Origin of the sequence: Amycolatopsis sp. SID8362 (assembly GCF_010550475.1) — a bacterium.
GTDB lineage: Bacteria > Actinomycetota > Actinomycetes > Mycobacteriales > Pseudonocardiaceae > Amycolatopsis > Amycolatopsis eburnea.
This window is the reverse complement of the sequence record NZ_JAAGNB010000683.1, coordinates 1-26331: the sequence shown is the minus strand read 5'-3', so window position 1 is coordinate 26331 and position 26331 is coordinate 1. Positions and strand designations below refer to the sequence as shown.

Genomic DNA, 26331 nt, shown 5'->3' with positions numbered 1-26331 from the left:
GGCGGCCGCGGCGAGGACGTCGGCCAGCGGCGGGATGTCCCGTCTGAGCGCGGCGACGGCGTCCCGCGCCTCGGCGAGCCCGTCGGCGGCGAGCCGGCGCGACCGCTTGACCGACCGCAGCGCACCGTCCACATCGGACTTTTCCGCTAGCAGCGCTTCGGCGAGTTCGAGCTGCACCCCCAGCGCGCCAAGCGAATGCGCGAGGACGTCGTGGAGTTCGCGGGCGATCCGGGTGCGTTCGTCGAGCGCGGCGGCGCGCGCGTGCTCGGCCTGCGCGAGCCGTGTCTGTTCGAGCAGCGCTTCGGCCTGTTTCGCCTGCACCTCGTACTGGCGGCGGTTGAGCCCGACCAGGACGAGCAGCAGGAGCACGGCGGGTTCGGCGAGCGTCGCGCCGGGGCTGTGCCCGGCGAGCACGTGCGACGTCACCGCGAGGGCGATGTCGAGCAGGCCGATCCCGAGGATCACGCCGACGCCGGTCGTGGTCAGCGTCGCGAGCCTGCCGAGCGCGACGGCGGACAGGATGATCGCCGACGAGTCCCCGGCCCGGCCGACCAGCGCGGCCGGCAGCACGCTCGCGACGGCGAGCAGCACGGCGGCCGTCTTCGGCAGCCGCGGCGCGAGGACGACGAAGCCGAGCCAGCAGGCGCTCGCGACGCCGTAAGCGGCCCAGACACGTGGGTCCGGCTCGCGCGCGGTGAGCAGCGTCACGGCGAAGAAGAGCGTGCCGAGCAGCTGCACCACGAGCCAGCTCGGCGCGATGGTGTCCGGCAGCAGGGGACGTTTCGGCACGCCCCCATCTTTCCCGGATCAGCCGCGGATCGCCGGGGCCAGGGAGTGCGGGAGCACGGCTTCGGGGTCCGGCGGCCGCCGGACCAGCACCTCGACGTCGTCGGCGAAGCGGTACGGCTTCGCGTCGAGGATGCCGCCGAAGTGGCGGCGCAGGCGGGACATCTCGGCGCGGACGGTGACCGTGCGGCCGGCGTCGCCGAACAGGTCGGCCGACAGCTCGGAGGCCGACCGCCCGTCGCGGTGGCTCGCCAGCACGTACAGCATCTCGGCGTGGCGCGGGCTGAGCCGGTGCGTCCAGGTGCCGGTGGCGCCGGCCACGGTCAGCTCGGGCTCGCGCGGCGACCGGACGTCGAGCACGACGCGGGTGGGCGGCGCGGCATCGTCCTCGGCCGGCCGGATCAGCCAGCCGCCGGGAACGGGCTCGACGGCGCAGTTGCCGTACGCCGGCAGCCAGACGCGGCCGGGTTTGAGCCCGGTGGGCAACGCGATCCGGTCGACCGGGGCGAGCCCGGCGGCCGCGGCGACCCAGCCGTGCTCGTCGGCCACCACGGCCGGCCCGCCGACCTTGCCGAGCACGGGGGCGGCGAAGCCCCGCAGCCGCTCGAGCTCGGTGAGGTGGGTGGTGCGCAGCTGCGCCTGCGCGAGCCGGGCCACGGCGTCGACCAGCGCCAACGTCGTCGGGTGGACGGTCGGGGCCGGACCGGAGAGGTCGACGACGCCGAGGAGCTTGCCGTCCCGCGGATCGTGCAGCGGCGCGGCGGCGCACGTCCAGGAGTGCTGGGCGCGGACGTAGTGCTCGGCGGAGTAGACCTGGACCGGGCGGCGCGCGACCAGCGCCGTGCCGATCGCGTTGGTGCCGACGGACTCTTCCCGCCAATCGACGCCTTCGACGAACCCGAGCCCGTCGGCGCGGCGGCGGACCGCGGTGCTGCCGTCGCGCCAGAGCACCTGGCCGCCCGCGTCGACGATCACCATGATGTGCGCGGCCTGCTCGGCGAGGGTGAGCAGGCCCCCGCGCAGCGCCGGCAGTGCTTCGGCCAGCCCGCTCGTGCGGCGGCGGTTCTCCAGCTCCTCGACGCTCAGGATGGGCGCGGGCGCGCGGCCGTCCGGGTCCATGCCGAGCCGGCGCATCCGTTGCCAGGACGCGCCGATGACCGCCCGCGGGCGGCTGGGCAGGGCTTTTCCGGCCAGGGCCGCTTCGTGCACCTGCGCGAGGACACGGGCGTGCCGCCGGGGGTCGGCCCCGGCCGGCAACGCTGCCTCGAGGTCTCGCTGACCCAACCGCCACTCCTTGCGCTCTGCCTCCTCAGTCTGCCTTTTCGATCCGGTGATCGGAAGGTGGCGACGATCTCGCTCTGTGTCAGCGCCGGTACGCCACGACCGCCTTCGCGGCGTTGAGGACCTTCTGCGCGTCCGGGATGTAGAGGTCTTCGAGCGCGTCGGAGAACGGCACCGGCGTGTGCGGCGGCGTCACCATCTCGATCGGCGCCCGCAGCGAGCCGAACGCCTCCTTCGCGACGAGCGCCGAGATGTCCGTGGCGAGGTTGCACCGCGGCGACGCTTCGTCGACGACGACCAGCCGTCCGGTCTTCGCGACGCTCGCCAGGATCGTCCGGGTGTCGAGCGGGCTGGTCGTGCGCGGGTCGATGACCTCGGCTTCGATCCCGGAGGCCGCTAGCTCGCGCGCGGCCCCTTCGGCCATGGCGACCATGCGGCCGATCGCGACGATGGTGACGTCGCCGCCCTCGCGGACGACGTTCGCCTCGCCGAACGGGATCGCGTAGCTCTCCTCCGGGACGTCGCCGCTGGTGTCGTACAACGCCTTGTGCTCGCAGAAGATCACCGGGTCGTCGTCCCGGATCGACTGGACGAGCAGGCCTTTCGCCTCGTACGGGCTCGACGGGACGACGACCTTCAGCCCGGGGACGTGCGTGAAGATCGGGTACAGGCACTGCGAACGCTGCGCGGCGGCCCGCAGCCCGGCGCCGTACACCGTGCGGATGACGACCGGCGTGCGGGCGTTGCCGCCGAACATGTACCGGAACTTGGCGGCCTGGTTGAAGATCTGGTCGAAGCAGACGCCCATCGAGTCGATGGACCCGAGTTCCGCGACCGGCCGCTGCCCGCGCGTGGCGGCGCCGATCGCCGCGCCCACGAACGCCGACTCGGCGGTCGGCGTGTCGAGCACCCGGCCGGGGAACCGGTGGAAGAGCCCCGTGGTGACGCCCTCACCCAGCACGATCACCGATCCGTCCCGGGCCATCTCCTGCGCGAGTGCCTCGTCGATCGCCTCGCGGTAGCTGATCGTCCTGGCCACGGCGGCGCTCCTCAGTACGTCACGTAGACGTCGGTCTCGAGGTCTTCCCTCGTGGGTTTCGGCGCGGCCTTCGCCGCCGAGACGGCGTCCTCGATCAGCTTCGCGACTTCGGCGTCGATGTCGTCGAGGACCGGTTCGCCCAGCTCACCGCGGTCGGTGACGCGCGCCCGGAACCGTTCGAGGCAATCGAGGCCCTCGGTCCAGCGGGTGAACCTGACCTCGATCAGCGTCGGGCCGCCGCCCTCGCGGGCGCGCTCGACGGCCTCACCGGCGGCTTCGTGGACGGCGAAGAAGTCGAACCCGTCGACGATCACGCCGGGCACGCCGAACCCGGCGGCCCGGTCGGCGATGTTGTCCGACGCGACGGACCAGGTGCTCGACGTCACTTCGGCGTAGCCGGTGTTCTCCGCGACGAAGATCGCCGGCAGGTTCCAGACGGACGCGAGGTTCAGCGCCTCCAGCGTCGTCCCCTGGTTGCCGGCGCCGTCGCCGACGAACGCGACACCGACGCCGCCGGTGTTCTGCTGTTTCGCGGCGAGCGCGGTACCGCAGATGAGCGGCGGACCACCGCCGGCGACGCCGTTCGCGCCGAGCAGGCCCTTGGCGAGGTCGGCGATGTGCAGCGAGCCGCCCTTGCCGTGGCAGGCCCCGGTCTTGCGACCGTAGATCTCGGCCATCATGGCGTGGACGTCGACGCCCTTGGCGATGCAGTGGCCGTGGCCGCGGTGGGTGCCGGTGATCGCGTCACGGTCGTCGAGGTGGAGGCAGACCCCGGTGGCCGAGGCCTCCTCACCGGCGTAGCAGTGCCCGGACCCGGGGATTTCGCCGCTCGCGAACTCCTGGTGCACCCGCTCCTCGAAGGCCCGGATGGTGCGCATCAGGCGGTACGCCTCCCGCAGGGTGCTCGTCATCTTCGACGCTCCTTCCCGTACGCGGTTTCCGTGCGCAACAGCCCTTTCCGCGCCCCTTCGGCCATCGCCGCCCGGACGTCGACGCACCACGGCCCATCCGGTTTGAGCTCGACGAACGCGCTCTCGCCCGTCTTCAGTTCGAGTTCGCGCTCGCCGTCGAGCGCGATGACGCCGCCGGCCGCGGCCAGCTCGACGCGCACGCCGGGCCGGAGGACGCCCCACCCCCGGACCCCGACGGGCCGCACGAGCCCGGGCGCGATCGGCGCCTGCACGACGTACGGCGTCTCCCCGACGGGCCCGAGCTGCAGCGCGACACCGTCCGGGCTGGAGCGAGGGCTGGGACAGAGCTGTCCAGGAACGCTCGAGAGGCCGATGCCGTCCGGCTCGGCGAAGGTGCAGTACAGCTCGGTGAGCGTCGCCGGGTCCCACAGCGCCCGCGCCCCGATGTGCTTGCTCAGCGAGACGCAGACGTCGACGAGCGCGATCTCGCGACGCGCTTTCGTGACGACCTCCAGCACGCTGACCCGGTGCGTGACGAGGTCGGGGTCGATCTGCCCGGTCGCGATCAGCCCGGCGGCCAAGCCCGCGACGGTCGCCTCCCGCATCTGCGGGAACGCGTTGTTGGTCCCGGTCGAAAGCGCGATGATCGGCACGTCTTCGCAGGCCGCGGCGGCCACGCGGGCGGTCCCGTCCCCACCGAGGACGACGATGACGCCGGCACCGGCCTCGACCATCCGCCGCACGGCGTTGGTCGTGTCGGCCGCGGTGCCGGTGAGCGGGTCGTCCTCGCAGAAGTCGACCTTGGGCCAGGTCCCGCCCCGGCCGAGCGCCCGCAGGACCGCGGCGGAGATCCCGCCGAGGTCGGTCGAGACGAGAGCGCGGTCGAGCCCGGTCACGGCGAACGCCGCCAGCAGCCGCTGGACCATGTTCGCCTTCTCCGCGGTGGGGAACACCGAAGCTTGCGCGACCAGCCGGCGGATGTCCCGTCCCGAAGCCGGATTCGCGACGATCCCCGCCACCGTTTCACCCACCTGACCTCCCGATACTTCACCGGAGAACAGGAGACTCCGCGGGCGGCGCGGAAGGAAGGGTTGCAGGCCGTTGCAGTGCCGAGCGGCACCCAGGAGGCGTCGAACGTCACCGGAGTGATCTCCAGTGGACAGTCCAACCTGGAGAAAAACCAACCGGACGCAGCTACGGGACGAGGCTGACGACACCCTCGTAGGTGTAACCGGCCTCTTCGACCGCGCTCCGGACGTCGTCTTCGGCCAGCGCGGCCCCCGCGCGCACGACGACCCGGCCGGTCGGGACGTCGACGTCCACTTCGGTCACTCCGGGCAGCGCCGTGAGTTCTTCGGTGACCGACTGCGCGCAGTGGCCGCAGCTCATCCCGGAGACGGTGTAGCCGTGCTCGATCATGGTGCGCAGCATACGAAAAGGGCCGCCACCCCGAACGGGTGACGGCCCTTCCCCAAGATCAAAGTCAGATCACGGTGACCGACGTGGCCTGCGGGCCCTTCTGGCCCTGGCCGATCTCGAACTCGACGCGAGCGTTCTCCTCGAGGCTCTTGAAGCCGCTACCCTGGATCTCGCTGTAGTGAACGAAGACGTCGCCGCCACCGTTGTCGGGGGTGATGAAGCCGAACCCCTTCTCGGAGTTGAACCACTTCACAGTGCCCTGAGTCATCAAAAATCTCCATGTGTAACACCAAAACAGGAAGCCACTTCGGCGACCCGGGTCAGCACCCGGACGGTTTGCTTCCTCGGCGAGGAGACACTACGCCCGCTGAGTTCTGCGAGCGTGACTCATCACGAACACAAAAATCGAGACCTTCAGCAGTAAAGCACACTTTGACCAGGGCGGACAAGCGCTCTTCACCCGGGCGAGGTGAGCTATTCGCCACTCGCCGGGCGCAGTCCTTCCGTGGTGAACGGCGAACGCCAGGCCGTGTCGTGCTCGGCGGCGACCACGGCGTCGTCGTGGGCCTCGGCGGAGGCGCTGAACAGCACCGGTACGACGCCGGAGGACTTCCGCGCTGGTTCGGATGCGTGCTGGTGATCGGTCACGTCGAAACTCCCCTCGTTCCCTGCCCGCTGCGGCGCGGGTCATGACCGTGATGGTGCCATGCGGCACCGACAGAAACCGGTTGTCTCCCGCCGGGACCCGGCCGGGAAGGTTCAGCGGCGAACCACCACCGGAACACCGTCAGGCTACCTGAGCCTTCGTCGTGCTACCACACAACTTTCCCGGCGTTTCCCGTAATGAAACCGAGTGAAATCGTTACTGGGCGGGAGGTTGCGGACGGGCCTGCCCGAGCAGCGCCGAAAGCCGGACGTCCGGCGTCACCACATCGGGGTCCGTCCGCACGTCGATGACGCACGGCCGCTGCCGCACCAGCGCACTGGCGATGATCGGCTCCAGCTCTTCCCGATCGTCCACGGTGTACCCGGCCGCGCCCAGTCCACGCGCCCACGAAGCGAAGTCGGTCAGCGGGATCGACACCCCGGACAGCCGCCCGTGCGTCCGCGCCTGGTGCATGGCGAGCGCGCCGTGCACGCCGTTCTGGAAGACGACGACCATCACCGGAGCCCGGTACCGCACGGCGGTTTCGATCTCCTGCCCGGTCATCAGCGTCCCGGCGTCCCCCACCATGGCCACGACGGTCCGCCGCGGCTCGGCGAGCTTCGCCGCGACGGCCGCCGGCACGGCGTACCCCATCGCGGCGTTGCTCGGACCGAGCTGGCTGCGCGGCGCGGTGAAGCACCAGTAGCGGTGCATGAACTGCGCGAAGTTGCCGGCGTCGCTGGTCACGATGGTGTCCTCGGGCGCCAGCTTCCGCAGCGCCCGGACGACGTCCACCGGGTGCACCCGCGTGTTCCCGCTGGTGTCGGGCGGCGTCATGAACGTGTGCACGGCCGCGTTCGCCGCCGAGGCCCGCCGGGTCCGCGGCGACGCCACGGCTCGCAGTTCCCGCAGGAACGGCTCGACCTCGGAGTCGACGCGGAACGTCAGCCCCCGTCGTTTCGGGCTGACGTCGATCCCGGTCCCGACCATCACCAGCGTCTGCTGCGGCGTCGGGTAGCGGTACGCCTGCGTGGTCACCTCGTCGAGCTGAGTGCCGAGCGCGACCACGAGGTCCGCCCGCTCGAGCGCGTCGAGCTGCCGGGCCGGGATGCCGAGCCCGAGGTGCCCGGCGTAGCGAGCGTGGTTCTCGGGGAAGGCGTCCTGCCGCCGGAAGGCGTTGTAGACGGGCAGCGCGAGCTCGTCGGCCACGGCGATCAGCTCGTCCCGCGCCGACCGCGCCCGCCCGCCGACGATCACCACGGGGTACTTGGCCTCGTCCACCAGCTGCGCGACGGCGTCCGCCGAACGGCCCAGCGTCCCGGACGCCGGCGGCCGCACCCGCGCCATCGGCTTCGCCGCGTCGTAGGGCATCCCCCAGACGTCGCAGGGCACGCCGAGCACGACCGGCCCCGGCCGCCCCTCTTGCGAGGTGGTCAGCGCGTGCGCCAGCAGCCCGGGCAGGCTGTCCGGGTCGGTCACCCGCAACGTCGACTTGGCGATCGACTCGAACATCGCCGTCAGGTCCGACGTCGGCAGCTCCCCGGACGACGAGGGCACCGGTTCGGTCGCCGGCGTCTCCAGGAGGACGACCATCGGGGTCTCGTCCTGGTACGCCGTTTGGACGCCGATCGCCAGGCTCGCCGCGCTCGGCCCCCGGCTGGCGAGCAGCACGGCGGGACGCTCGGTGAGCTTGCCCTCCGCCTCCGCCATGAACGCCGCGCCCGCGTCGTGACGCGCCGAGACCAGCGTGATCTCCCGCTCGCGTTGCAGTGCGTCGAGCAGTTCCAGGAAGGACTCACCGACCACCGCGTAAACGCGGCGGACGCGCGCCTCGGTCAGGATCCGCACGGCCGTCTGGGCGACGGTCGCTCCCAGTTGGTATCTAATGAGGAGAGCTTAGGCGGGCACCGTTCAGTGCAGTCAAGTGATCTTCGCCGAAACCCGGCAAGGATGGGCCGAATGTCCGCTTTGACCGACTGTTAGCCGATCAAGGGAGCGAGGACCGCAGTCTTGGCCGCAACCGAACATGAAACCGTTTTTACTTATGGCGCACCGGCGTTGAAGTACGGAACCGGCGCCAGCGACGAGATCGGCTACGACCTGACGCAGTACGGCGCCCACCGCGTGCTCGTCCTGACCGACCCGCAAGTGGCCGCGACCGGCTGGCCCCGCCGCATCGCCGACGGCATCGCCGGCTACGGCATCGAGACCGAGATCTTCGACGGCGTACACGTAGAGCCCACCGATGTCAGCATGCAGAAGGCGGTTGACTTCGCCCGCGGAACCGGCCCGTACGACGCCTTCGTCGCCGTCGGCGGCGGCTCCGCGATCGACACCGCCAAGGCGGCGAACCTCCTCACCAGCAACGACGGCGACCTGATGGACTACGTCAACGCCCCCGTCGGCGGCGGCCGCGCACCGGACCGCCCCCTCAAGCCGTTGGTCGCGGTACCGACCACGACCGGCACGGGCTCCGAGAGCACCACGGTCTGCGTCCTCGACGTGCTGTCCCTGCGCGTCAAGAGCGGGATCAGCCACCTGCGCCTGCGCCCGACCCTCGCCGTCGTCGACCCCCGCCTGACGGTCAGCCAGCCCGCCGGCGTGACCGCCGCCAGCGGCATGGACATCCTGTGTCACGCCGCGGAGAGCTACACCGCGAAGCCGTACACCGATTTCGAGCGCAAGCGCCCGGAACAGCGGGTGCCGTATTGCGGCGCCAACCCGCTCGCCGACATGTTCGCCGAGCAGTCCCTCCGGCTGCTGTCGTGGGCCCTGCCCGCGGCCGTACGCGACGGCGGCGACCTCAAGGCCCGCGAAGCCATGGCCCTGGCCGCGACGTTCGCCGGACTCGGCTTCGGCAACGCCGGCGTGCACATCCCGCACGCGAACGCGTACCCGATCGCCGGCCAGGTCAGGAACTTCCACCCGGACGGCTACCCGGGCGAAGAACCTATGGTGCCGCACGGAATGGCAGTGTCGTTGACCGCGCCCGCCGCGTTCCGCTTCACCTTCGACGCGGCCCCGGACCGTCACCTTCGCGTCGCCCGCCTGCTGGCGCCCGACTTCGAGTGGCCCGGCGACTTCGCCGACCACTTGCCCGCGGTGCTGATCGACCTGATGCGCCGGATCGGCATCCCGGACGGCATCGGCGCCGTCGGCTACACGGAGTCCGATGTGGACTCCCTCGTCGAGGGAACGCTGAAGCAGCAAAGGCTGCTGGCCACCGCTCCGCGCGTGGCTTCCGAGGAAGACCTGTCGGACATCCTGCGCGAGTCGGTGTCGCTGTGGTGAACGGCTACCCCCACTGGCAGACGGTCCCGCTGCGCTGGAAGGACAACGACGTCTACGGACACGTCAACAACGTCGTCCACTATTCGCTGATGGACACCGTGATCAACACCTGGCTGATCGAGCAGGGTGGTCTCGACATCGAGACCGGGGAGGCGATCGGGCTGTGCGTCGAGTCGCACTGCGGGTATCACTCATCGGTTTCCTTTCCTGGTTCGCTGCGGGTGGGTTTGCGGGTGGCGCACCTCGGGAAGTCCAGCGTGCGCTACGAGATCGGGATGTACGCCGCCGACGAGACCCTGGTCGCGGAAGGGCACTTCGTGCACGTCTTCGTGGACCGCGAGTCACGCCGGCCGACACCGCTCTCGGGCAAGCTGCGCGAGGCGCTGGAAGCACTGCAACCCAGCTGATGTTGGTATCTCCGATCATGCCCGAAGGCACCGACAGAACCGGCGAATCGAGTCGAGTTATCCACAGGCAGCTCGAAAACCGTCGAGTTGTCCACAGATTGAAAACAAGGGCTTCCCCAGCCTTCCGACGGCGATAAGCTGGAGGAGCACAGAGATCAGTCCACAGTGGACGAGCTCTCGGCTGACACGTGCGGCTCGCGACACGGATGGCGACCTAGGCGTCGATCCGGTGGCACCGGGAATCGTGTCCGGCTGACAGCCCCAAGGTGACCGCAGAACCGCCGCCGGCAGGCGCCCCGCCGGTGGTCGCGGCTCCGTCGTCCACGGAAGGACTCAGTGTGGTGTGACCGTTGCCGGTAGGCGCCCCGCCAACGGTCACACCACCGCCCACAGGTGAACCGGTCGATGTACCGGCTGGTTCACCACCTGCACCAGCAGGCGGGCGGGCACCGGTGGCCGCATGGTCGGGCACCGGTGTCGCGCAAGCCCACATGAATTCGGCGTACCGCGCGGACACGGCCACCAGTTCGGCGTGGCTGCCCACCGCGGTTTCGCGCCCGTCCACTACGAGCACGCGATCCGCGCACAACGCCGAGGGGTCCGCCGGTCAGCGACCGGAGGTCTGGAGGGACGGCGTGCCGCCCAGGAGGGGCAGCACCTCCTTGCCGTCCAGCAGGGCGGCGAGCGCGAGGAGGATTCCCGCGCCGCCTGTCTTGACGTCCATCGACAGGCGCAGCAGCTTGTTGCCGGGGAACGCGAGGCCGCCCTTGAACGGGACCGCGTACCAGGACAGCCGCGCCAGGTGGAGGTCGATCGCCACGCGCGTCGATGGCGACGGGCTCGGATCCATGCCCAGCGCGACCGCCAGCCCGCACCGGCCGAAGAGCAGGCCCGGGTGGATCACGAACTCGCCGCGGCACGACTCGCGCAGGGCCGGGAGGCTCTCGCAGGCGCCGGCGTCCGGGCGGTGCCGCGCCAACTGCTCGGCGACCATGAGAATCCCGGCGCTGCCGACGCCGACGTAGGGCAGCGTGCGGGCGGCGCCGTCGCGGACCTGCAGTGAGCCGTCGTCGGTCTCGACGCACTCCTCGAGGTCGCGGGTCAGCGCCTGGTCTGCGAAGGACAGCCAGGCGGGCTCGCCGGTGCGCTCGAAGAGCCGGATGAACAGCAGCGCGGGTCCGGACCAGCCGGACAGCAGGCCGGCGCGCGCGAAGTTCCCGGGCGGCGGGGCCGTCTCCAGAGCCTCGGCGAGCCGGACGGCCGTGGTCAGCGCTTGGCGGCCGAACTCGTTGTCCTGGCGGACCGTCGCGAAGTGCAGCATCGCGAGTCCGATGCCGGCGAGACCGCTTTCGAGGGCGTGGTCGGTCGTCTGCTCGACCAGCCGCGCGGACGACGCCAGCAGCTTGGTGGCCTCGCCGTGGTGGCCGAAGTTCTCCAGCACGTAGGCGATGCCGTAGCTGCCGTCGTAGAAGCCGGGGCGGCTCGGCGGGTCGCGGTGGACCGCGTCGATCAGCCAGCGCTCGTGCTCGGGGAACCGGCCGGCGCCGCTGACGTCCAGGGCGTGCAGCACGCCCGCCGCACCGACGCCGAAGCAGGCGCCGTCGACGCGGAACTGCTCGATGTCGCCGGGGAAGAGCCGGTCCTGGCGCTCGGGGGTCGCGCTGGCCAGGACCGCTTCGGCGATCTGCTTGCGGACCAGCGGCCAGTCCGGTTTCTCCTGGTCGAGCTCGGTAGTGACCGGCGCTGACCGCACGGAGGCAGTGCGTGGAGCGAGCGCTGCGACCGCGGCGTCGACGTAGCCTTCGGGGAGCGCGAACCGGCGTTCGACGAACTCCGCGATGCCGGGCAGCTTGGCCGGGGCGAGCTCCGTTAGCTGGAAGAGCGGCAGGAACAGCCACAGCCGTAACGCGGCGAGCGCGTGCTCGTCGATCTCGAAGCCGGTGCGGTCGGCCGGCGCGCGGAAGCCGGGCGCGCCCGGTGCAGGGCGGTCGCCGGACTCGACGTCGAAGGCCGTCTCGAAGTCGATCAGGGAGATCCGGCCGTCGTCGTCGACCAGGATGTTCAGCGGGTTCAGGTCGCCGAAGACGATGCCGCGGGCGTGGATGGCCTCTATCGTTTTCTCGACGCCGTTGACGATTTCGAACGCGCGACGGGCGTAGGCGGCGAGGTCGGCGTCCGTCATGTCGCGCCTGGTCAGCGGGTAATTGTGGGCCAGCCAGTCGCCCAGCGAGCTGCCCGGCACGTACTCCATCGCCAGGTAGTGGTGCTCCCAGACGGTGAACCGCTCGAAGACCTGCGGCACGCCGAGAACGCCGGCCAGCCGGTCGAGGACGTCGTGCTCGCGCCGGAGCCGTTCGACGGCGTCGACCCCCGCTTTGTCGAGCCCGGCGTGCGGGCGGGCCTCCTTGAGGACGACCTCGTCGCCGCCCGCTTCGGGTTCGGCGATGTAGACGCCGCCGCCATTCGAGAGGTGCAGGGAACGCGTCACCCGGTAGCGAAATTGGGCCGGGGCGCCAGCCTTACGCGCGGCGACGCTGCTCCGCAAACATGCCGGGATTTTCACCCAATCGGGGACGGAGAACGTCGGCTCCCGCTTGTCGGGGACGAGCCGGCCGTCCGGCTTGCGGATCGCCAGGACCCGGTTGCCGTCGTGTTCAACCCACTGCTCGACGAATCCACCGTAACGCACGTAGAGCGGCCCGTCGCCGTATCGCAGGTCGCTCAGGATATAGGCGCCGTGCTCGCCCTCGAGCCGGGCCGTGAGGTCTTCGAGAACCCGCTCGAGCTGCCGGTCGTCCGCCGGGTAAATCGTCGCCAGCTTGGCGCTGCCGTCCCGCGGCGCGTATTTCGAATTCCGGGCGAGCAGGGTCAGCACCGAGCGGAGGTGCTTGTACGAGAGGCGGTGCTCCAGGCAGTACTCGTGCACCTGCTCGAGTACGCGGCGAGCGTTGTCCAGCCCGGCGGAGACGTCGATCTTCCATCCCTGGCCAGGCAGAACCTGACCTCGCGGGTGCAGCACGCGCCAGACACCGCAGTCGGCGGTGACCCAGCCGGACGGCACTGGCAGCGCCGAAGCGAATTCCTCGACCGGCGTGCCGATTTCCGGTTGTTCGTCGTAGAACAACGGGTCGGCGAAGCAATAAGCTTCGTAGCGCAGGTCCATCCGGGACACCCCTCCATGCGTTCCCCCGGGGGCGCCGCGGCCCCCGCACGAGGAACATTCCCCCATACCGAACGCCCCTTGGCCAATCCGCCAACCCGGGGGTTCAACTGCGCTATCCGAGGTAGGTAAAAAGGTCAATCGGGTGTCGCCAGCTGAACCCAGGGTAATTTTTCCGGGACGCTCCACCACTCCATAGTGGTGTAACACGAAGATTTTTGCGCCATTGCCGCAGGTCCACGCAAGGGCCGGACGGAATAACCCGCCGAATTGGCAGAATGCCATCAAGGCGGGCCGGTGATCAATTCACCCGATGGCTGCAGGTCGCGTGATCCGGAAATCGTCCACAGTGGAGCGCGACGTGGCCCGCGCCACGCCTCGGCACCTCGGCGGACGGCCCCGCCGGTACCACGGAGTAAGTTGGCGCCCGGCGAGCGGAAGGAGGAACGGGTGATCACCGGATTCGCCGTGACGGTCGCTGTGGCCGCCACGCTCGTCGCGCTGTGGAGCTTCATCCAGTCGGCACGCAACCGGCTGCCGGACAACCCCCTCCTGGTCGCGCTCGCGGTCTTGGAGCTGCTGCTGGTCACGCAGCTGGTGATCGGCATCGTGCTGCTCGCCGGCGGTGACCGCCCCGGCAGCCTGGCGACCTACCTGGCCTACCTGATCGGCAGCCTGGTCGTGCTGCCGGTCGGCGCCGCCTGGGCGCTGGCCGAGCGGAGCCGCTCGAGCACGGCGGTGCTGGGCATCGCGTGCCTGGCCATCCCGGTGATGGTGCTGCGACTGAACGAGGTGTGGAGTGGAGCAACAGCGTAGGACGGCCACCGGCCCAGGACGCGTGCTCGTCGCCGTGTACGCGATCTTCGCGCTGGCCGCGACGTCGCGGGCCGGCGTCCAGATCGGCACGAAGTTTCACGAAGCCCCGCTCGCCTACCTGCTCTCGGCGTTCGCCGCCGTCGTCTACATCGTCGCGACGATCGCGCTGGCCCGCCGCGGTGACGGCTGGTGGCGCGTGGCCCTCGTGGCCTGCTCGATCGAGCTGCTGGGCGTGCTGACAATCGGCACGCTGAGCCTGGTCGACGCGGCCGCCTTCCGCCACCCGACCGTCTGGTCGGTCTACGGCGAAGGCTACCTGTTCATCCCGCTCGTCCTGCCCGTCATCGGGCTGTACTGGCTGCGCAGGTCCGCGCCGGCCAAGATCGCGGCCTAGCAGTACGGGAACTGCACGTAGACCCCGCGCGGCCAATAAATACGGATTCGACCGGCGACTTTCGTCGGTTCCGGACATTCGCCTAAAACTCGGACACTCTTGTCGTTCGGTCCCCACCGGCTTTCCCCCACGCGGTTCTCCCCCGCGTGCAAAGGAGTGAGCGTGAAATTCGGCAAGTTCGTCCTGCTGGCCGCGAGCACCGCACTGGCCGTCGTCGGCCTCGGCGGCCCCGCGGCCGCCGAGAGCACCCCGCAGGCCCAGCCGTCGATCATCGGCGGCAGCACCGCCACGAGCGGCCCCTGGGCGGCCCGGCTGTTCGTGAACGGCCAGCAGAACTGCACCGCGACGATCATCGCGCCGCAGTACATCCTGACCGCCAAGCACTGCGTCAGCAGTTCCGGCACCTACACGTTCCGGATCGGCAGCCTGGACCAGACCAGCGGCGGCACGACGGCCACCGGCTCCACGATCACGCGCTACCCGGGCGCCGCCGACCTGGCGATCGTCAAGCTCACGACCTCGGTCAGCGCGTCGTACTCGCCGCTCGGCAGCGTCGGTGACGTCGCGGTCGGGCAGAACGTCTCGGTCTACGGCTGGGGCGCGACCAGCCAGTGCGGCTCCGAGATCAACTGCCAGTCGCGCTACCTGAAGGTCGCGACGGTCCGGGTCAACTCGATCAGCTGCAGCGACTACACCGGCGGGGTCGCGGTCTGCGCGAACCGCGTCAACGGCATCACCGCCGGCGGCGACTCGGGCGGCCCGATGTTCGCGTCCGGCCGCCAGGTCGGCGTCGCGTCGACCAGCGACCGCGTGAACAACACCGCGTACACGAACATCACGCGTTATCGCAGCTGGATTTCGCAGGTGGCCGGGGTCTGATTCCCGGAGAAAAGGGGCCCGGTCGCGACCGGGCCCCTTTGCCATCAGGAAGTGGAAATGTCGTCGAGCTGTTCGGCGGCGGGCCGGACCGGGTAGAGGTCGCCGCCCGGCTGGACCGGCACCGACGGCAACGCCGTTCGCGCGGCGCGATCACCCGCGTCGGCCGCCGCGTGCAGGACGTCCAGCGCCGCGTACGGCCGGAAGTCCAGCTCCGGGTACGGCCATGTGGACTGGCCCTGAGTGGCGGCCGGGATCAGGTAGTCGACCGCCTTGAACAGCGTCGCGCCGCTGGGTGCGGTGTAGTGCCACAGGTCGACACCCACGTGCTTGCCGATCTGCGCGAGCCGCGTCAGCGCGACGAGGTTGAAGTTCGAGTAGTGCCAGCTACGGGTGCGGCTCACCTCTTGCGGCTGGTTGCCGTCCGCCTGGATCTGCGCCGCGATCCGCCCCGGTCCGGCGTTCCGCGCGATCGTCTCGGCCAGGTCGCGCTGCCCGGTGCCGAGCGCTAGCGCGGCGGCGAGCATGTCGTAGAAGCTGCCGTGGTTGTTCTGGGCCTTGGCTTCGTCGGTGCCGTTCTTGCTGGTGCGCAGCCAGTCGAGGAACTGTGAGTACCAGCCGGTCATGCCGGATTGGTCGGCAGTCGTCCAGCCCGGGGCGCCGGTGGCCAGGATCGCGGTCGCGTCGACGACCTGGGTCAGCGTGTAGGAGAACTCGATGATGCCGATGCCGCGCCCGTCGACCTTGCACGGGATGCCCTGCGCGAAGTTCATGTTCGGGTTCATCTTCGTGGCCGCGTCGAGGAACCACGTGCGCAGGTCGAGCGCCGCGCGCTGGGCGTAGCGCGCGTCCCCGGTGTAGTACCAGGCCAGCGCGAGCCGGTAGATCGCGGCGAAGGCGTCACCGCGGTAGGCGTGGTCGGTGATCTCGTCGACGATGGGGTTGCGCTGGCCGTCCTTCTGCACGAACGGGCAGCCCCACGGGTTTTCGGGCGTCGGCTCGGTCGTCGGCCACCAGTAGGGCGCGAGGCTCAGGTAGTCGTGCTTGTCACCGCTGGGCGGGACCTGCTCCTTCGACGTGACGCTCCACGGCCCCGTCGTGAGGTCGGACTTCGCCGCGGCGAGGAGGTTGTTCAACGCCGTGCGGGACGTCTTTTCGCCGGCGAGCGCCGCGAATTTCGTCCGGAGCAGCTGGTGGCCGTCGAGGACGGCGGTGCCGGGAGCGCAGACCGGCCCGATGACCGGGACTGTGCAGCTTCGTGGCGAGGCCTCCGCCGCGGGCGCGGCGAGCGACGTGGCGACGAGGCCGAGCGCGGCGAGCGCGGCCACGACGGTGTGGCGGAAAACCATGTCCGCTCCATTCACAAATATGAACATCAGACCTGTGAGTGAATGGAGAGTACGCATGTGAACTCGGCTGGGGCAATGCCTCCGTTCAGGCCGGCTTGGCCGCGGCCGCGCGGATGGCGTCCACGATGAACTGGTAGCCGGTGCACCGGCAGAGGTGGCCGGCGAGCGCCTCGCGGATCTCGGCCTCGGACGGGTCCGGGTTGCCCGCGAGCAGCTCGGCCGCCGTCGCCAGCACGCCGGGCGTGCAGAATCCGCACTGCAGACCGTGGTGGTCGCGAAACGCCTCCTGCAGCGGGTGCAGCTCGCCGCCCGTGGCCAGACCCTCGACCGTCGTGACCTCGGCACCTTCGGCCTGCACGGCGAGCAGGCAGCACGCCCGCGCGGTCGCGCCGTCGAGGGTGATCGTGCAGGCGCCGCACACCCCGTGTTCGCAGCCGACATGCACGCCGGTGAACCCCAGGTCGTGCCGCAGGAAGTCGGCCAGTGTCCGGCGCGGTTCGCAGTCGGCGCTGCACGGCTGGCCATTGACCGTCAGGGAGACCTTCATCGGACCGCCTTCGTGAGGGCCCGCCGCCCGAGTACCGCGGCCATCTCGCGGCGGTAGTCGGCGGGCGCGTGCAGATCGGACGGCGGATCGGTGGCAGCCGCGATCTCCTGCGCGGCTTCGGCGATCACGGCGTCGTCGAGCGACCGGCCGTGCAGCAGCTCCTCGGCCGCGACCGCCCGGATCGGCGTCGGGCCGGCCCCCGCCACGGCGATCCGCGCCCGCGCGCACCGGCCGTCCTCCTGTTCCAGGGTGACGAACACCGCGACCAGCGCCAGATCCTTGCTGCGCCGGGAAAGCTCCTCGATCGCGCACGCCGCCTGTCGTACGGGGAACCGGACCGCGGTCAGCAGCTCGCCCGGCGCCAGGACCGTCCTGAATGGACTCTCGAAGAACTTTCGCGCGCCGACCACACGTTCACCCTGCGGCCCGCGGACCAGGAGTTCCGCGTCCAGGGCGACCGCAACGGCGGGTAGTTCGGCCGCCGGATCGGCGTGCGCGAGACTGCCGCCGAGCGTGCCCCGGTTGCGGGTCGCGACGTGGCCGACGTGCCGCAGCGCCTGGGCGAGCAGCGGCACGTCCCGCCGCACGACGTCCGACGTTTCGACGGCGCGTTGCCTGGTCAGCGCGCCGATTTCGACGTGCTCGCCGTCCCGGCGGATGTAGGAGAGCTCCTCGAGACCGTTGACGTCGACGAGCAGCGACGGCCGCGCGAGCCGCATGTTCAGCAACGGCACCAGGCTCTGCCCGCCGGCGAGCACCTGCGCCCCCTCGGCGGCCAGCGACGAGATCGCGTCCGCCACGGACTCCGCCCGGACGTACTCGAACGCGGCGGCCTTCATCGCGCACCCCGCTTGATCGCGGCCAGCAACCCGGGTGGCGTGATCGGCAACGCGGTGATCTTGACGTCGTAATCGCGCAACGCGTCCTCGACGGCGTGCGCGATCGCGGCACCACCGCCGATCACCCCGGCTTCGCCCATGCCCTTGAAGCCACCGGGGATGTGGTCGGCCGGGGTGGTCATGTGCGTGAGCGTGAACGGCGGGATCTCGGTCGCCGACGGGACCAGGTAGTCGCGGAAGGTCCGGGTCAGCATCCGGCCGCCGTCGTCGTAGGCGAGTTCTTCGTACAGCGCGCCGCCGATGGCCTGCGCCGCGCCGCCGTGCAGCTGACCGTCGACGATCAGTGGGTTGATCACCGTGCCGCAGTCGTGCGCGACGAGGTAGCCGAGCAGGGTCACGACGCCGGTTTCGGGGTCGGCTTCGGCGAGCACGGCGGTGCAGCCGAACGCGGTCGCGACGTTGACCGGGTCGTAGACCTCGCGTTCCTGCAGCGTCGGCGACTCGTCCTCCGGCAGCCGCCCTGCCAGACGCCGGTGCGCGGCGTCGCCGACCTCCGCCATGCCGACGGACCGGTGCGGGACGCCGTCGACGAAGATCCGGCCGTTCTCGACGACGAGGTCGTCCGGCGACGCTTCGAGGAGGTGGGCGGCGATCCGCAGCACCTTTGCCTTGAGCCGTGTCGCCGCGGTGAGCACGGCGGCGCCGCCGACCGCGGCCGCGCGGCTCGCACCGGTGCCGTACCCGGTGTACGGGCAGGATTCCGTGTCGCCGGAGACGACGGTGACGTCGTCGAACGGGACGCCGAGCGCGTGGCCGGCGATCTGGGCCAGCGCGGTGTGCAGGCCCTGCCCCATCGCCGACTGTCCGGTGTGGACGGTCACGTGCCCGGTGGCGTCGATCCGCACGACCTCTTCGTCGAACCCGGAGTGCTGCAGCCCGCTGAGGTTCACGATCCGGCTCGGGCCGAACGCGGTGATCTCGTTGTGGAACGAGTACCCGATGCCGACGCACGCACCGCGCGCCCTGGCTTCGGCGACACGCTCCGCCCAGCCCGCTTCCGCGACGGCTTCGAGGCACAGGTCGAGGCAGTCGGCGTAGCGCCCGCTGTCGTAGACGAACACCGGGCTCTGGTACGGAAACGCTTCCGGGGGCACGAAGTTCCGGCGTCGCACGGTGTGCGCGTCGATGTTCAGCCGCGCGGCGAGCAGCTCGATCATCCGCTCCTGTACGAAGTTCGCCTTCGGCAGGCCCCAGCCGCGGTAGGAGCCGTACGGCGTCCGGTTGGTCATGACGGCGACGACGTCCATCTCGACGGCGGGAATCGCGTACGGCCCGGTGATGCAGGCCGCGGCGGTGTAGCAGGGGCCGAAGGCGATCGTGCCGAGTTCGGCGCCGAGCACGCCGTGGACGGTGCCGCGCACGCCGGTGATGGTGCCGTCGGCCTTCGCGGCGTACTCGACGTCGATCTTCTGCTCGCGCGCGTGGACGGTGGCGACGAAGCTCTCGACCCGGTCTTCGATCAGCTTCACCGGCCGCCCGGTGCGGTGCGAAAGCAGCGCGGCCAGGACTTCGTCGCCGTAGAAGTCGAACTTGTTGCCGAATCCCCCGCCGACGTCCGGGGTCCGCACGCGGATCTTGGCCGCGGGCAGGCCGAGGACCTCGGCGAGCAGCTCCCGGGCGAGGTTGGGGGCCTGGGTCGCGAGCCACACGTCGAGCTTCCCCGTGAAGGGATCCCAGTTCGCGACTACGCCGCGTGTTTCCAGCGGCGTCCCCAGCTGGCGCGCGAACCGGAAGGACTCCGCGAGCACGACGTCGGCTTCGGCGAACGCGGCGGCGACGTCCCCGGTCGTGACCGTCGTGCGCGCACAGACGTTGTCGGGCCAGTCGTCGTAGAGCCGTGGCGCCCCTTCGGCGAGGGCCTCCTCCAAAGTGCTGACGGCGGGCAGTTCTTCGTATTCGACCTCGATGAGCTCGAGCGCGTCCTCGGCGGCCGCCCGATCCCTCGCGGCGACGACCGCAACGCCCTGCCCGGGGTACCGGACGCGGTCGACGGCGAGCGGGTAGGCGTCGGTGAGCCGCATGTCGGGAACGTTCCGCCAGATCACCGGTTGCGGAGCTTTCACGAGGGCCTTGACCTCGGCTCCGGTGAACACGGTCGCCTGCCGCGCGGCCGCGCCGGTGTCGATCCGCGTGATCCGCGCGTGCGGCAGCGGACAGCGCAGAACGGCCGCTTCCAGCATGCGCGGCAGCTCGACGTCGTCGACGAACTGCCCGCGGCCGGTGAGCAGCCGAAGGTCTTCCGTGCGGCGCACTCGCGCGCCGATCAGTCCCGCCACGAATCCCACCGTGCCACCTTCGGCGAGTGGCCCGCGTCCTACGAAAGGACGACTTTCAGGCCTCGCGGGGACGAAAAAAGGCCACGAGCTTCGCGGCGGCGAGCGCGTCCCAGGGGTCGGTGGTTTCGAGCACGGCGGCGGCACCGGTGGGGAACTTGACCTGGACGTCGCGGGTGTCGTCGCCGTGCCCGGCGAGGTGCAGGGTCAGGTCGCTGACCCCGGGCTCGTGCGCGACCAGGGCGACGGTGGCGACTTCGGGCGGCGTCCGGCTCGCGGCGTTCAGCAGTTCGGGTACGTCGGCGCCGTAGAGGTCTCCGTCGAACGTCACGGGCGGCGCGGTGGGGAGTTCGGCGGCGACGTGCTGCCAGGTCTCGCGCGTGCGACGGGCGGTGGAGCAGAAGACGACCTCGGGGACGTAGCCGGCGTCGACGAGCCAGCGGCCGAGCTTCGGCGCGGCGCGGAGCCCGCGGGGCGCCAGGGGACGATCGTGGTCGGGGAGGTCGTCCGACCAGTCCGACTTGGCGTGGCGGACGACGATGAGCCGTCGGGGCGCGTCCATCGGCCGAGCGTAACGAGCCCGCGGCGGCAGGCACGTCAGGCTCGGCGTTTTCGCGTGATCAGATGCCGCCCGAACGACCGGAGGCTCTGCGCGCGGCTTCGGCGCTCGAAGAGGTGCATTTTTCGCCGGGGGTGGTGTCGGCGAGTTGCGAGGCTTGTCGGCTGGACTCGTCCGGAGGGCCTGGAGCGGGCGATGAGTGCGGTGTCCCCGGTTTCGCCCGCGCACGTGTTCAGCTCCGGCGGGCCGCCAGGGATCCGCCACTGGCCCGCGGTACAAGATCGTCGGACGCGGAGGCATGGTCAGGGGGCTCATGTTCCGTGGATCGCAGTGTTCGACCCTGTTCGCTGCAGACTTGTACCGCCGACAAGTACGACCGCTTGTCGGCGGACTCTGCGCCTCCGGAGCTCGCATAGCCATCGTTTGGCCTTGAAAACCGGGCAATAGACCGGCAAAGAAGGACACCTCTAGATGTTCCGCCAGCGGCTCGGCCAGATGTCATGCCCGGGATCCCACCGTATGCGAGCGTTCAGAGCAGCGCGTCGGCGATGGTGCGTGTAAGCCAGTCTCGGTAGCGCGGCAGCGTCCAGCCGCGGTGCAGGACGAGGCGTTCGTAGTTGTCGATTGCGAGGTAGTTCCAAAGGACGTCGCGGACCTCGGCGATGTCGATGCCGGGGCGTAGTTGTCCGGTGTCGAGTAGGTGCTGTCCGAGCTGCGTCATGCCGGCCAGGCCCTCCTGGTTGAGAGCGACCCACACGGGTTCGAGGGTTTCGTCGACGTGGCGACCGTCGCGGATGAGGATCTGCACCTTGGCCGAGCGGGCCAGGCGCTCGCACAGCCCGTCGACGAATAGCGCGATCTTGCGGCGGACGTCGGGCTCCTCGTGCACTCGGGTTGATGCCGGTCGGTCGGCGACTGCGACGGGTTCGTGATCACCGGCGAGCGCGATATCGAAGACAGCCTTGGCCAGCTCGGCTTTGCTGCCGAAGGCCTTGTAGACCTGGACGGTGGACACGCCGGCCGCCGCGGCGATGGCGGTGATCGTGGTCGCGCGGAACCCGTCGCGCTCGAACAGCGCGCGGGCGGCCTCGACGACCTCGATGCGGCGTTCACGGGCCTTGGCCTGCCGGCCGGACGAGTCGTAGCGACGTTTGCCTGGGCTCTTGACGTCGGTCACGGGCGGTCCCACACTTTCGATTAACTCCAGCTATATCGAATCGGAGGCTATCGTGAGCCCTTCACAGTCCACCACCACGGCCACCGGCGGCACTGGTGGTCTCGTCGATGTCGCGGTGCACAGCATCCACCTCATGGCGACCGGGTCGCGCGCGGAGTTCGACCCGCTCTACCACCCGGAGGCGGTCGACCACGAGAACCGTGTCCAGCCGCCGTCCTCGCGGGTGGCCGGCGCGGCGGGCTTCTGGTCGACCGCGCAGTGGTTGCGCGCGGCGTTCGAGGGTCTGCACTACGAGATCCACCACACCGTCGCCAGCGGCGAGCTGGTCGCGGTCGACTCGTCGATGATCGGCACGCACACGGCTCCGATCGCTTTCTACGCCGACGACGGCTCGATCGACAGCGTGTTCCCCCCGACCGGGCGCGCGTTCACGATGAGCCAGTCGCACTGGTTTCGGGTGCGCGACGGCCGGATCACCGAACACTGGGCCGACCGTGACGACCTCGGGACGGCCCGCCAGCTCGGCTGGATCCCGCCGACACCGGCCTACCTGCTCCGCATGGCCGTGGCCAAGCGGCGCGTGAAGCGTTCATACGCTCAGGGCAAAGCTCCGACGACGCCAACCGAATAACACACCGGGGCTCCTGTCAGACACCTCAGGTGAACATATGTCGACTACATCTAGTTGCATCCACCAACAAATGGGGCCTCTTTTGTCGATCCCGTCGACCTGGCTTTAGCCCGATCAAGCCTGTCAAGGGGCACCTTCCGACTGCCGGCGACCGTACCGCGGAAGTGCCCCCTTGACAGGCTTGATCGCCCTCGGGAGGTCGACGGGATGGACGTTAGGCACACACGGACGCAACCGATGCGCCCGGCTCGACCATCCTGGCGAACTGCCCGTCTGACGAGGACATCTCCTTTCAGCGCGACTGTTCGCGGCTCCTCCGGCGGGTGGCCGCTGGGCTGGTCTTTCCGCGGGCGACCGCCGGGGACCGGGCGCCTGACGCACTGTCGGCTCGGATAGGTCAAACGTCGCGGCGAGTTCGTCACGCGTCGGAAGGTGCTCCCCCGCAGCAAGGCTGCCCGTGCGGATCCGCTTGCGCAGCCAATCGGCGATCCGCTCGTAGTGTTGGCCGCCATCATCGCCTGCGTCAACAGAAACGGGGACGGCTTGAGATGTTCAACGGCAGCGTCATCTCGAGCCGCGATCCCGTGGACGAGTGATTCGGGATCCCGGAGTTCGAGGTACAGCCGGACGGCTGTGGCGCTGTCGTTGCTCACGATCGTCACGCCGCTTGCTGGTCATGGCCGGGAACGTCATTCGCGCGAATGGCCGCGGCAAGGTCCTCAATCGCGGCAAGACCCTGAACGCGGACCGCGACATCCCTTTGCCGGACTGGTGCGTTGCGCTGCTGGTGCGGCGCCGGGCAACCGCGAAGAACCGCGACGGGCCGATCTTCCCCAGCAGCACCGGTACTGTCCTCGAGGCGTCCAACGTGCGCAACCGCGCGTGGCGGCCGTTCGTGGCTCACGCTGGCTACGAGTGGGGTGACCTTCCGGACGTTCCACAAGACGGTCGCCACCCTCCTCGACGATGAGGACGGGGCAGTAAACCGGGAGTCTTCCGGTCGGATGATCTTGGTCCGGCTGGAAGACAATGCGTTGACCTGGGCGTTTGGTGGGCCGCCTGGGGCTCGAACCCAGAACCTACGGATTAAAAGTCCGCAGCTCTACCAATTGAGCTAACGGCCCGCGCCCCCAGTTTAGCCAGGCCCTGGTCCGGCACCTCCACACCGGGGTGCGGCTGAGGCCGCCCCGAAGGTCAAGACTGGTTCTCGGCCGCTCCCCCGCCCATGATGCGGGGATGCTTGGTTCCCTGCTGATCCTCACCGGGCCGCCCGGCGCCGGGAAGTCGACCGTTGCCCGGCTGGTCACCGAGGGTGCGCCGCGGGCCACCGTGCACCTGCACACCGACAGCTTCTACGTCTGGATCCGGACCGGGTTCGTGGCGCCGTACCTGCCCGAGGCCGCGCGGCAGAACGAGGTCGTGCTCGGGGTGATCGCCGAGGCCGCCTGCGGGTACGCGCGCGGGGGCTACGACGTCGTTCTCGACGGTGTGGTCGGGCCGTGGGCGCTGGAGCCGTTCCGCGCGGCCGCGAAGCGGGGCGGTTTGGACCTCTTCTACGTCGTCCTGCGGCCGGACCTCGAAGTCACCCTCGCGCGCGGGACCGCTCGGAGTGCGCCGGAACTCACCGACGTCGAGCCGCTCACCGGCATGCACGCGGCGTTCTCCGCGCTGGGTGAGCTCGAACGGAACGTCATCGACACGACCGGCCACACGATTGAAGAAACCGCCGAAGCGGTGCGGCAACGCGCCCGCTCGGCGGCCTTCAGGTTGTGACGCTCCTCAGTGGACGAACGTCGTCAGCACTGCACGAACAGGCCGGTGTAGGCCGTGCACTTCTTCGACGCCTTGTCGTTGGCCGCGGCCGGGTCGGCCGGGGCGCTCGCCGTTCGCTGGGCCGTGGCCGTGAACGCGCCCCAGGCGAAGAAGCCGCCCTCGGAGCTGAACTTCGCCGTCGCCGACGCGCCCGGGGCGAGATTGCCGATCGCGCAGGTCAGGGCCGCGCCCGAGCGGGTGCAGCCGGTCAAGGAGGTGACCGTGCGGCCCGAGCCCGCGTTGGCCGTCACGCGGACGCCGGTCGCGGTCGCCGGGCCGGTGTTGGACACCGTGATCACGTAGTCGACGCGGGCGACCAGGCCGGGACGCACGGTTCCGGTCAGCGCGACCTTGACGTCGGCCTCGTCCGGCGCGGCGACGGTGAGGGCCGGGCCGTCCTCGACGCCGAACGCGTAGTTGTCGCCGGCGAACTGGTGCTGCAGCGTGAACTGGCCGGGCTCGACGTCCTCCTTCACCCGGAAGGTGAAGGTCACCGTCTTGCTCTCGCCGGCGCCCAGGTCGCCGACGCCGCCGCGGAAGCTGCTGAGGTACGGCGAGCACGCGATCGCGCCGGTGCAGGAGACCAGGTTCACCAGGTCGACGACCGGCTTCTCCTTGGCGTAGAGCGCGGCCTTCGCGCCGGTGACCGTGAAGTCCGTCGGGTTGTACAGCTGCTCGGTGACCGTGAACGTGTCGCCCGCGTGCACGGTGGTCGCGCTGACGTCGATCGAACTGGGCTGGGGCGCCGCGGACGCGACGGCGGGGGCCGCGATCAGGGCCGCGGTCGTCAGCGCGGCCAGTACTGCGGTTCTTCGTCCGGTTCGCTGCATCTTGATCTCCTGGTTCCGAACCGAGGGGCGCCGCTCCGGCCGGGGAAACCGGTGTGCGCAGCGGGGGTGACGAAGATCAGATCGGCCGTCCCCGAAATTCGTTACCTGGTTCTCGAAACCGTGTCTGAACTGGGGTTTCCGGGTCGTTGCCCGGTCACCGGACACCCCGGCGCCCCGAAAATTGTCGGACCCCCGTGGCACGCTCCGCACATGACCGAACACAGCACCCCGGTCGCGGCCCCGGCCCGCTTGACCGGCCCCCGCGAAGACCCGACACCGCTCGCCGACGAGCGGCAGGCCCTCACCGAGAGCCTCGACTACTACCGGCGCACCTTCGAACTGAAGTGCGCCGGTCTGGATCCTGGCCGCCTGGCCGAACGCTCGGTACCACCGTCGACGCTGACCCTGCACGGGCTGCTGCGGCACCTCACCGGCGTCGAACGCTGGTGGTTCCGGATCCAGTTCGCCGGCGAAGACGTCCCGAACCTGTACTACTCCGACGACGACCCGGAGCAGGACTTCACCTCGCTCGACGGCGACGTGGACGAGGCCTTCGCGCTGTGGCACGCCGAGTGCGCGCGCTCACGGGAGATCGTCGCGGCGAGCTCGCTGGACCAGACCGGCGTGCGACGCAGCACGGGCGAACCGTTCGCACTGCGCTGGCTGATGCTGCGCATGATCGGCGAATACGCGCGGCACTGCGGTCAGGCCGACCTGGTCCGCGAGCGGATCGACGGTGTGACGGGCGAATAGCGGCTAAGGCTTCCGCGCTGTGCCGCGAAGCCGGAACAGGAGGTTGACCACGAGCGAAACGAAGGCGGTCGGGATCGAGACGGCGAAAGCGGCGGCCATCGTGGTGGTGCCGCTGGGTGCGCCGGGCCATGGAGAGGAACAGCGTCGGCGGTTCCTGCGGTGTCCTTCATGGACGGAGTGCTGCTCTTGGCAGTGAGGGTGTCAGACGCGGCCGCGTGACAGTCGCCGAGGCCGGGCGCGTGCGATGCTGACGGCATGAGTGTCGACCCCGATTCCGGACTTCTGTCCCCGGTACGGGCCGGTACGCCGGCCGAAGCGTCGACCGGCGACGAGGCCTGGTTGCGCGCGATGCTCGACGCCGAGGCAGCGCTGGCGAGGGCGCAGGCGCGGCTCGAGACGGTACCGCCCGAGGCCGCGGAGGCGATCACGGCAGCGGCGGGCAGCGCGCGGATCGACGTCGCCGAGCTGGCGCGGG

The 26331-nt window shown here is 70.3% G+C and carries 27 protein-coding genes, 1 tRNA gene and 1 pseudogene; 10 read left to right on the top strand and 19 right to left on the bottom strand.

All coding sequences use genetic code 11. The annotated features are described in order from the left end of the window. The 9 genes from G3I65_RS20610 to G3I65_RS20575 form a co-directional block, all read right to left on the bottom strand. Window positions 1–789, bottom strand: a 789-nt coding sequence (locus G3I65_RS20610; protein ID WP_160697553.1) for a histidine kinase, incomplete at its 3' end; no start/stop codon positions are given. A gap of 18 nt (window positions 790–807) precedes the next feature. Continuing rightward, window positions 808–2070: a helix-turn-helix domain-containing protein gene (locus tag G3I65_RS20605; RefSeq protein WP_160697552.1), complete on the bottom strand. Its 1263-nt coding sequence runs from the start codon at window positions 2068–2070 to the stop codon at window positions 808–810. Between the two features lie 79 nt (window positions 2071–2149). Continuing rightward, on the bottom strand, window positions 2150–3106 hold the full coding sequence (locus G3I65_RS20600; protein WP_160697551.1) for an alpha-ketoacid dehydrogenase subunit beta: 957 nt from the start codon (window positions 3104–3106) through the stop codon (window positions 2150–2152). An 11-nt stretch (window positions 3107–3117) separates the two neighbouring features. Beyond that, on the bottom strand, window positions 3118–4017 hold the full coding sequence (locus G3I65_RS20595; protein WP_160697550.1) for a thiamine pyrophosphate-dependent dehydrogenase E1 component subunit alpha: 900 nt from the start codon (window positions 4015–4017) through the stop codon (window positions 3118–3120). After that, window positions 4014–5048, bottom strand: coding sequence for an NAD(+)/NADH kinase (locus G3I65_RS20590; protein ID WP_160697549.1), 1035 nt, complete (start codon window positions 5046–5048; stop codon window positions 4014–4016). The genes G3I65_RS20595 and G3I65_RS20590 overlap by 4 nt, the downstream gene beginning before the upstream one ends. Before the next feature lie 163 nt (window positions 5049–5211). Next, the gene (locus tag G3I65_RS20585) at window positions 5212–5436 is read right to left on the bottom strand and encodes a heavy-metal-associated domain-containing protein (protein WP_160697548.1); all 225 of its coding nucleotides are present in this window, start codon (window positions 5434–5436) and stop codon (window positions 5212–5214) included. 64 nt (window positions 5437–5500) lie between these two features. Beyond that, window positions 5501–5704 carry a cold-shock protein gene (locus G3I65_RS20580; protein ID WP_086855961.1) on the bottom strand — a complete coding sequence of 68 codons (204 nt, stop codon included), beginning with the start codon at window positions 5702–5704 and terminating at the stop codon, window positions 5501–5503. Window positions 5705–5910: 206 nt separating this feature from the next. Beyond that, a complete protein-coding gene (locus tag G3I65_RS56485) occupies window positions 5911–6084 on the bottom strand; it encodes a hypothetical protein (RefSeq protein ID WP_166640346.1) in 174 nt (57 codons plus the stop codon). A 214-nt stretch (window positions 6085–6298) separates the two neighbouring features. Beyond that, window positions 6299–7957 carry a thiamine pyrophosphate-binding protein gene (locus G3I65_RS20575; protein WP_160697556.1) on the bottom strand — a complete coding sequence of 553 codons (1659 nt, stop codon included), beginning with the start codon at window positions 7955–7957 and terminating at the stop codon, window positions 6299–6301. Between the two features lie 135 nt (window positions 7958–8092). Here G3I65_RS20575 and G3I65_RS20570 point away from each other — a divergent pair, with 135 nt between their 5' ends. Both G3I65_RS20570 and G3I65_RS20565 read left to right on the top strand, forming a co-directional pair. Next, the gene (locus G3I65_RS20570) at window positions 8093–9373 is read left to right on the top strand and encodes a hydroxyacid-oxoacid transhydrogenase (RefSeq protein ID WP_160697547.1); all 1281 of its coding nucleotides are present in this window, start codon (window positions 8093–8095) and stop codon (window positions 9371–9373) included. Then, a complete protein-coding gene (locus G3I65_RS20565; protein ID WP_160697546.1) occupies window positions 9367–9780 on the top strand; it encodes a thioesterase family protein in 414 nt (137 codons plus the stop codon). The genes G3I65_RS20570 and G3I65_RS20565 overlap by 7 nt, the downstream gene beginning before the upstream one ends. A 607-nt stretch (window positions 9781–10387) precedes the next feature. Here G3I65_RS20565 and lanKC read toward each other — a convergent pair. Beyond that, entirely contained in the window at window positions 10388–12943 is a 2556-nt protein-coding gene (gene lanKC / locus G3I65_RS20560) for a class III lanthionine synthetase LanKC (RefSeq protein WP_160697545.1), read from the bottom strand. A 447-nt stretch (window positions 12944–13390) separates the two neighbouring features. Here lanKC and G3I65_RS20555 point away from each other — a divergent pair, with 447 nt between their 5' ends. The 3 genes from G3I65_RS20555 to G3I65_RS20545 all read left to right on the top strand — a co-directional run bounded on the left by G3I65_RS20555 (window position 13391) and on the right by G3I65_RS20545 (window position 15029). Continuing rightward, a complete protein-coding gene (locus tag G3I65_RS20555) occupies window positions 13391–13756 on the top strand; it encodes a hypothetical protein (protein WP_160697544.1) in 366 nt (121 codons plus the stop codon). Window positions 13757–13778: 22 nt separating this feature from the next. Continuing rightward, window positions 13779–14150 (top strand): hypothetical protein, encoded by a 372-nt coding sequence (locus G3I65_RS20550; protein WP_125306002.1) that lies wholly within the window; start codon window positions 13779–13781, stop codon window positions 14148–14150. Between the two features lie 162 nt (window positions 14151–14312). Then, the gene (locus tag G3I65_RS20545; protein ID WP_160697543.1) at window positions 14313–15029 is read left to right on the top strand and encodes a trypsin-like serine protease; all 717 of its coding nucleotides are present in this window, start codon (window positions 14313–14315) and stop codon (window positions 15027–15029) included. Between the two features lie 44 nt (window positions 15030–15073). Here G3I65_RS20545 and G3I65_RS20540 read toward each other — a convergent pair whose 3' ends face one another. The 6 genes from G3I65_RS20540 to G3I65_RS20515 form a co-directional block, all read right to left on the bottom strand. Next, window positions 15074–16375 (bottom strand): alginate lyase family protein, encoded by a 1302-nt coding sequence (locus tag G3I65_RS20540; protein ID WP_160697542.1) that lies wholly within the window; start codon window positions 16373–16375, stop codon window positions 15074–15076. A gap of 85 nt (window positions 16376–16460) precedes the next feature. Then, on the bottom strand, window positions 16461–16922 hold the full coding sequence (locus G3I65_RS20535) for a (2Fe-2S)-binding protein (RefSeq protein ID WP_160697541.1): 462 nt from the start codon (window positions 16920–16922) through the stop codon (window positions 16461–16463). Beyond that, window positions 16919–17761, bottom strand: coding sequence for a xanthine dehydrogenase family protein subunit M (locus G3I65_RS20530; RefSeq protein WP_160697540.1), 843 nt, complete (start codon window positions 17759–17761; stop codon window positions 16919–16921). Before G3I65_RS20530 ends, G3I65_RS20535 begins: the two co-directional genes overlap by 4 nt. Then, on the bottom strand, window positions 17758–20097 hold the full coding sequence (locus G3I65_RS20525) for a xanthine dehydrogenase family protein molybdopterin-binding subunit (RefSeq protein WP_309235586.1): 2340 nt from the start codon (window positions 20095–20097) through the stop codon (window positions 17758–17760). The genes G3I65_RS20530 and G3I65_RS20525 overlap by 4 nt, the downstream gene beginning before the upstream one ends. 55 nt (window positions 20098–20152) lie before the next feature. Continuing rightward, window positions 20153–20656 (bottom strand): histidine phosphatase family protein, encoded by a 504-nt coding sequence (locus G3I65_RS20520; protein WP_160697538.1) that lies wholly within the window; start codon window positions 20654–20656, stop codon window positions 20153–20155. 526 nt (window positions 20657–21182) lie between these two features. After that, complete coding sequence (locus G3I65_RS20515) at window positions 21183–21830, bottom strand: TetR/AcrR family transcriptional regulator (protein WP_160697537.1); 648 nt, start codon at window positions 21828–21830, stop codon at window positions 21183–21185. Between G3I65_RS20515 and G3I65_RS20510 the strand changes: the two genes are divergently transcribed. Next, window positions 21817–22461 (top strand): ester cyclase, encoded by a 645-nt coding sequence (locus G3I65_RS20510; RefSeq protein ID WP_203612445.1) that lies wholly within the window; start codon window positions 21817–21819, stop codon window positions 22459–22461. The two genes, G3I65_RS20515 and G3I65_RS20510, sit on opposite strands and share 14 nt — an antisense overlap. A gap of 123 nt (window positions 22462–22584) precedes the next feature. Here G3I65_RS20510 and G3I65_RS59050 read toward each other — a convergent pair whose 3' ends face one another. After that, a complete protein-coding gene (locus G3I65_RS59050) occupies window positions 22585–22950 on the bottom strand; it encodes a GntR family transcriptional regulator (protein WP_160697554.1) in 366 nt (121 codons plus the stop codon). Between the two features lie 178 nt (window positions 22951–23128). Here G3I65_RS59050 and G3I65_RS20500 point away from each other — a divergent pair, with 178 nt between their 5' ends. After that, window positions 23129–23431 (top strand): hypothetical protein, encoded by a 303-nt coding sequence (locus tag G3I65_RS20500; protein WP_160697536.1) that lies wholly within the window; start codon window positions 23129–23131, stop codon window positions 23429–23431. Window positions 23432–23509: 78 nt separating this feature from the next. On the opposite strand, the gene G3I65_RS20495 is transcribed toward G3I65_RS20500, so the two are convergent. Beyond that, window positions 23510–23585, bottom strand: a tRNA-Lys gene (locus tag G3I65_RS20495). Window positions 23586–23697: 112 nt separating this feature from the next. Between G3I65_RS20495 and G3I65_RS20490 the strand changes: the two genes are divergently transcribed. Then, on the top strand, window positions 23698–24234 hold the full coding sequence (locus tag G3I65_RS20490) for an AAA family ATPase (RefSeq protein ID WP_160697535.1): 537 nt from the start codon (window positions 23698–23700) through the stop codon (window positions 24232–24234). 23 nt (window positions 24235–24257) lie between these two features. On the opposite strand, the gene G3I65_RS20485 is transcribed toward G3I65_RS20490, so the two are convergent. Beyond that, window positions 24258–25103: a DUF11 domain-containing protein gene (locus G3I65_RS20485; protein WP_160697534.1), complete on the bottom strand. Its 846-nt coding sequence runs from the start codon at window positions 25101–25103 to the stop codon at window positions 24258–24260. Between the two features lie 210 nt (window positions 25104–25313). Between G3I65_RS20485 and G3I65_RS20480 the strand changes: the two genes are divergently transcribed. Together G3I65_RS20480 and G3I65_RS20475 are read left to right on the top strand one after the other, a co-directional pair. Further along, the gene (locus G3I65_RS20480; protein ID WP_160697533.1) at window positions 25314–25856 is read left to right on the top strand and encodes a DinB family protein; all 543 of its coding nucleotides are present in this window, start codon (window positions 25314–25316) and stop codon (window positions 25854–25856) included. 255 nt (window positions 25857–26111) lie between these two features. Beyond that, a pseudogene (locus G3I65_RS20475) lies at window positions 26112–26331 on the top strand (3-carboxy-cis,cis-muconate cycloisomerase); the annotation flags it as partial.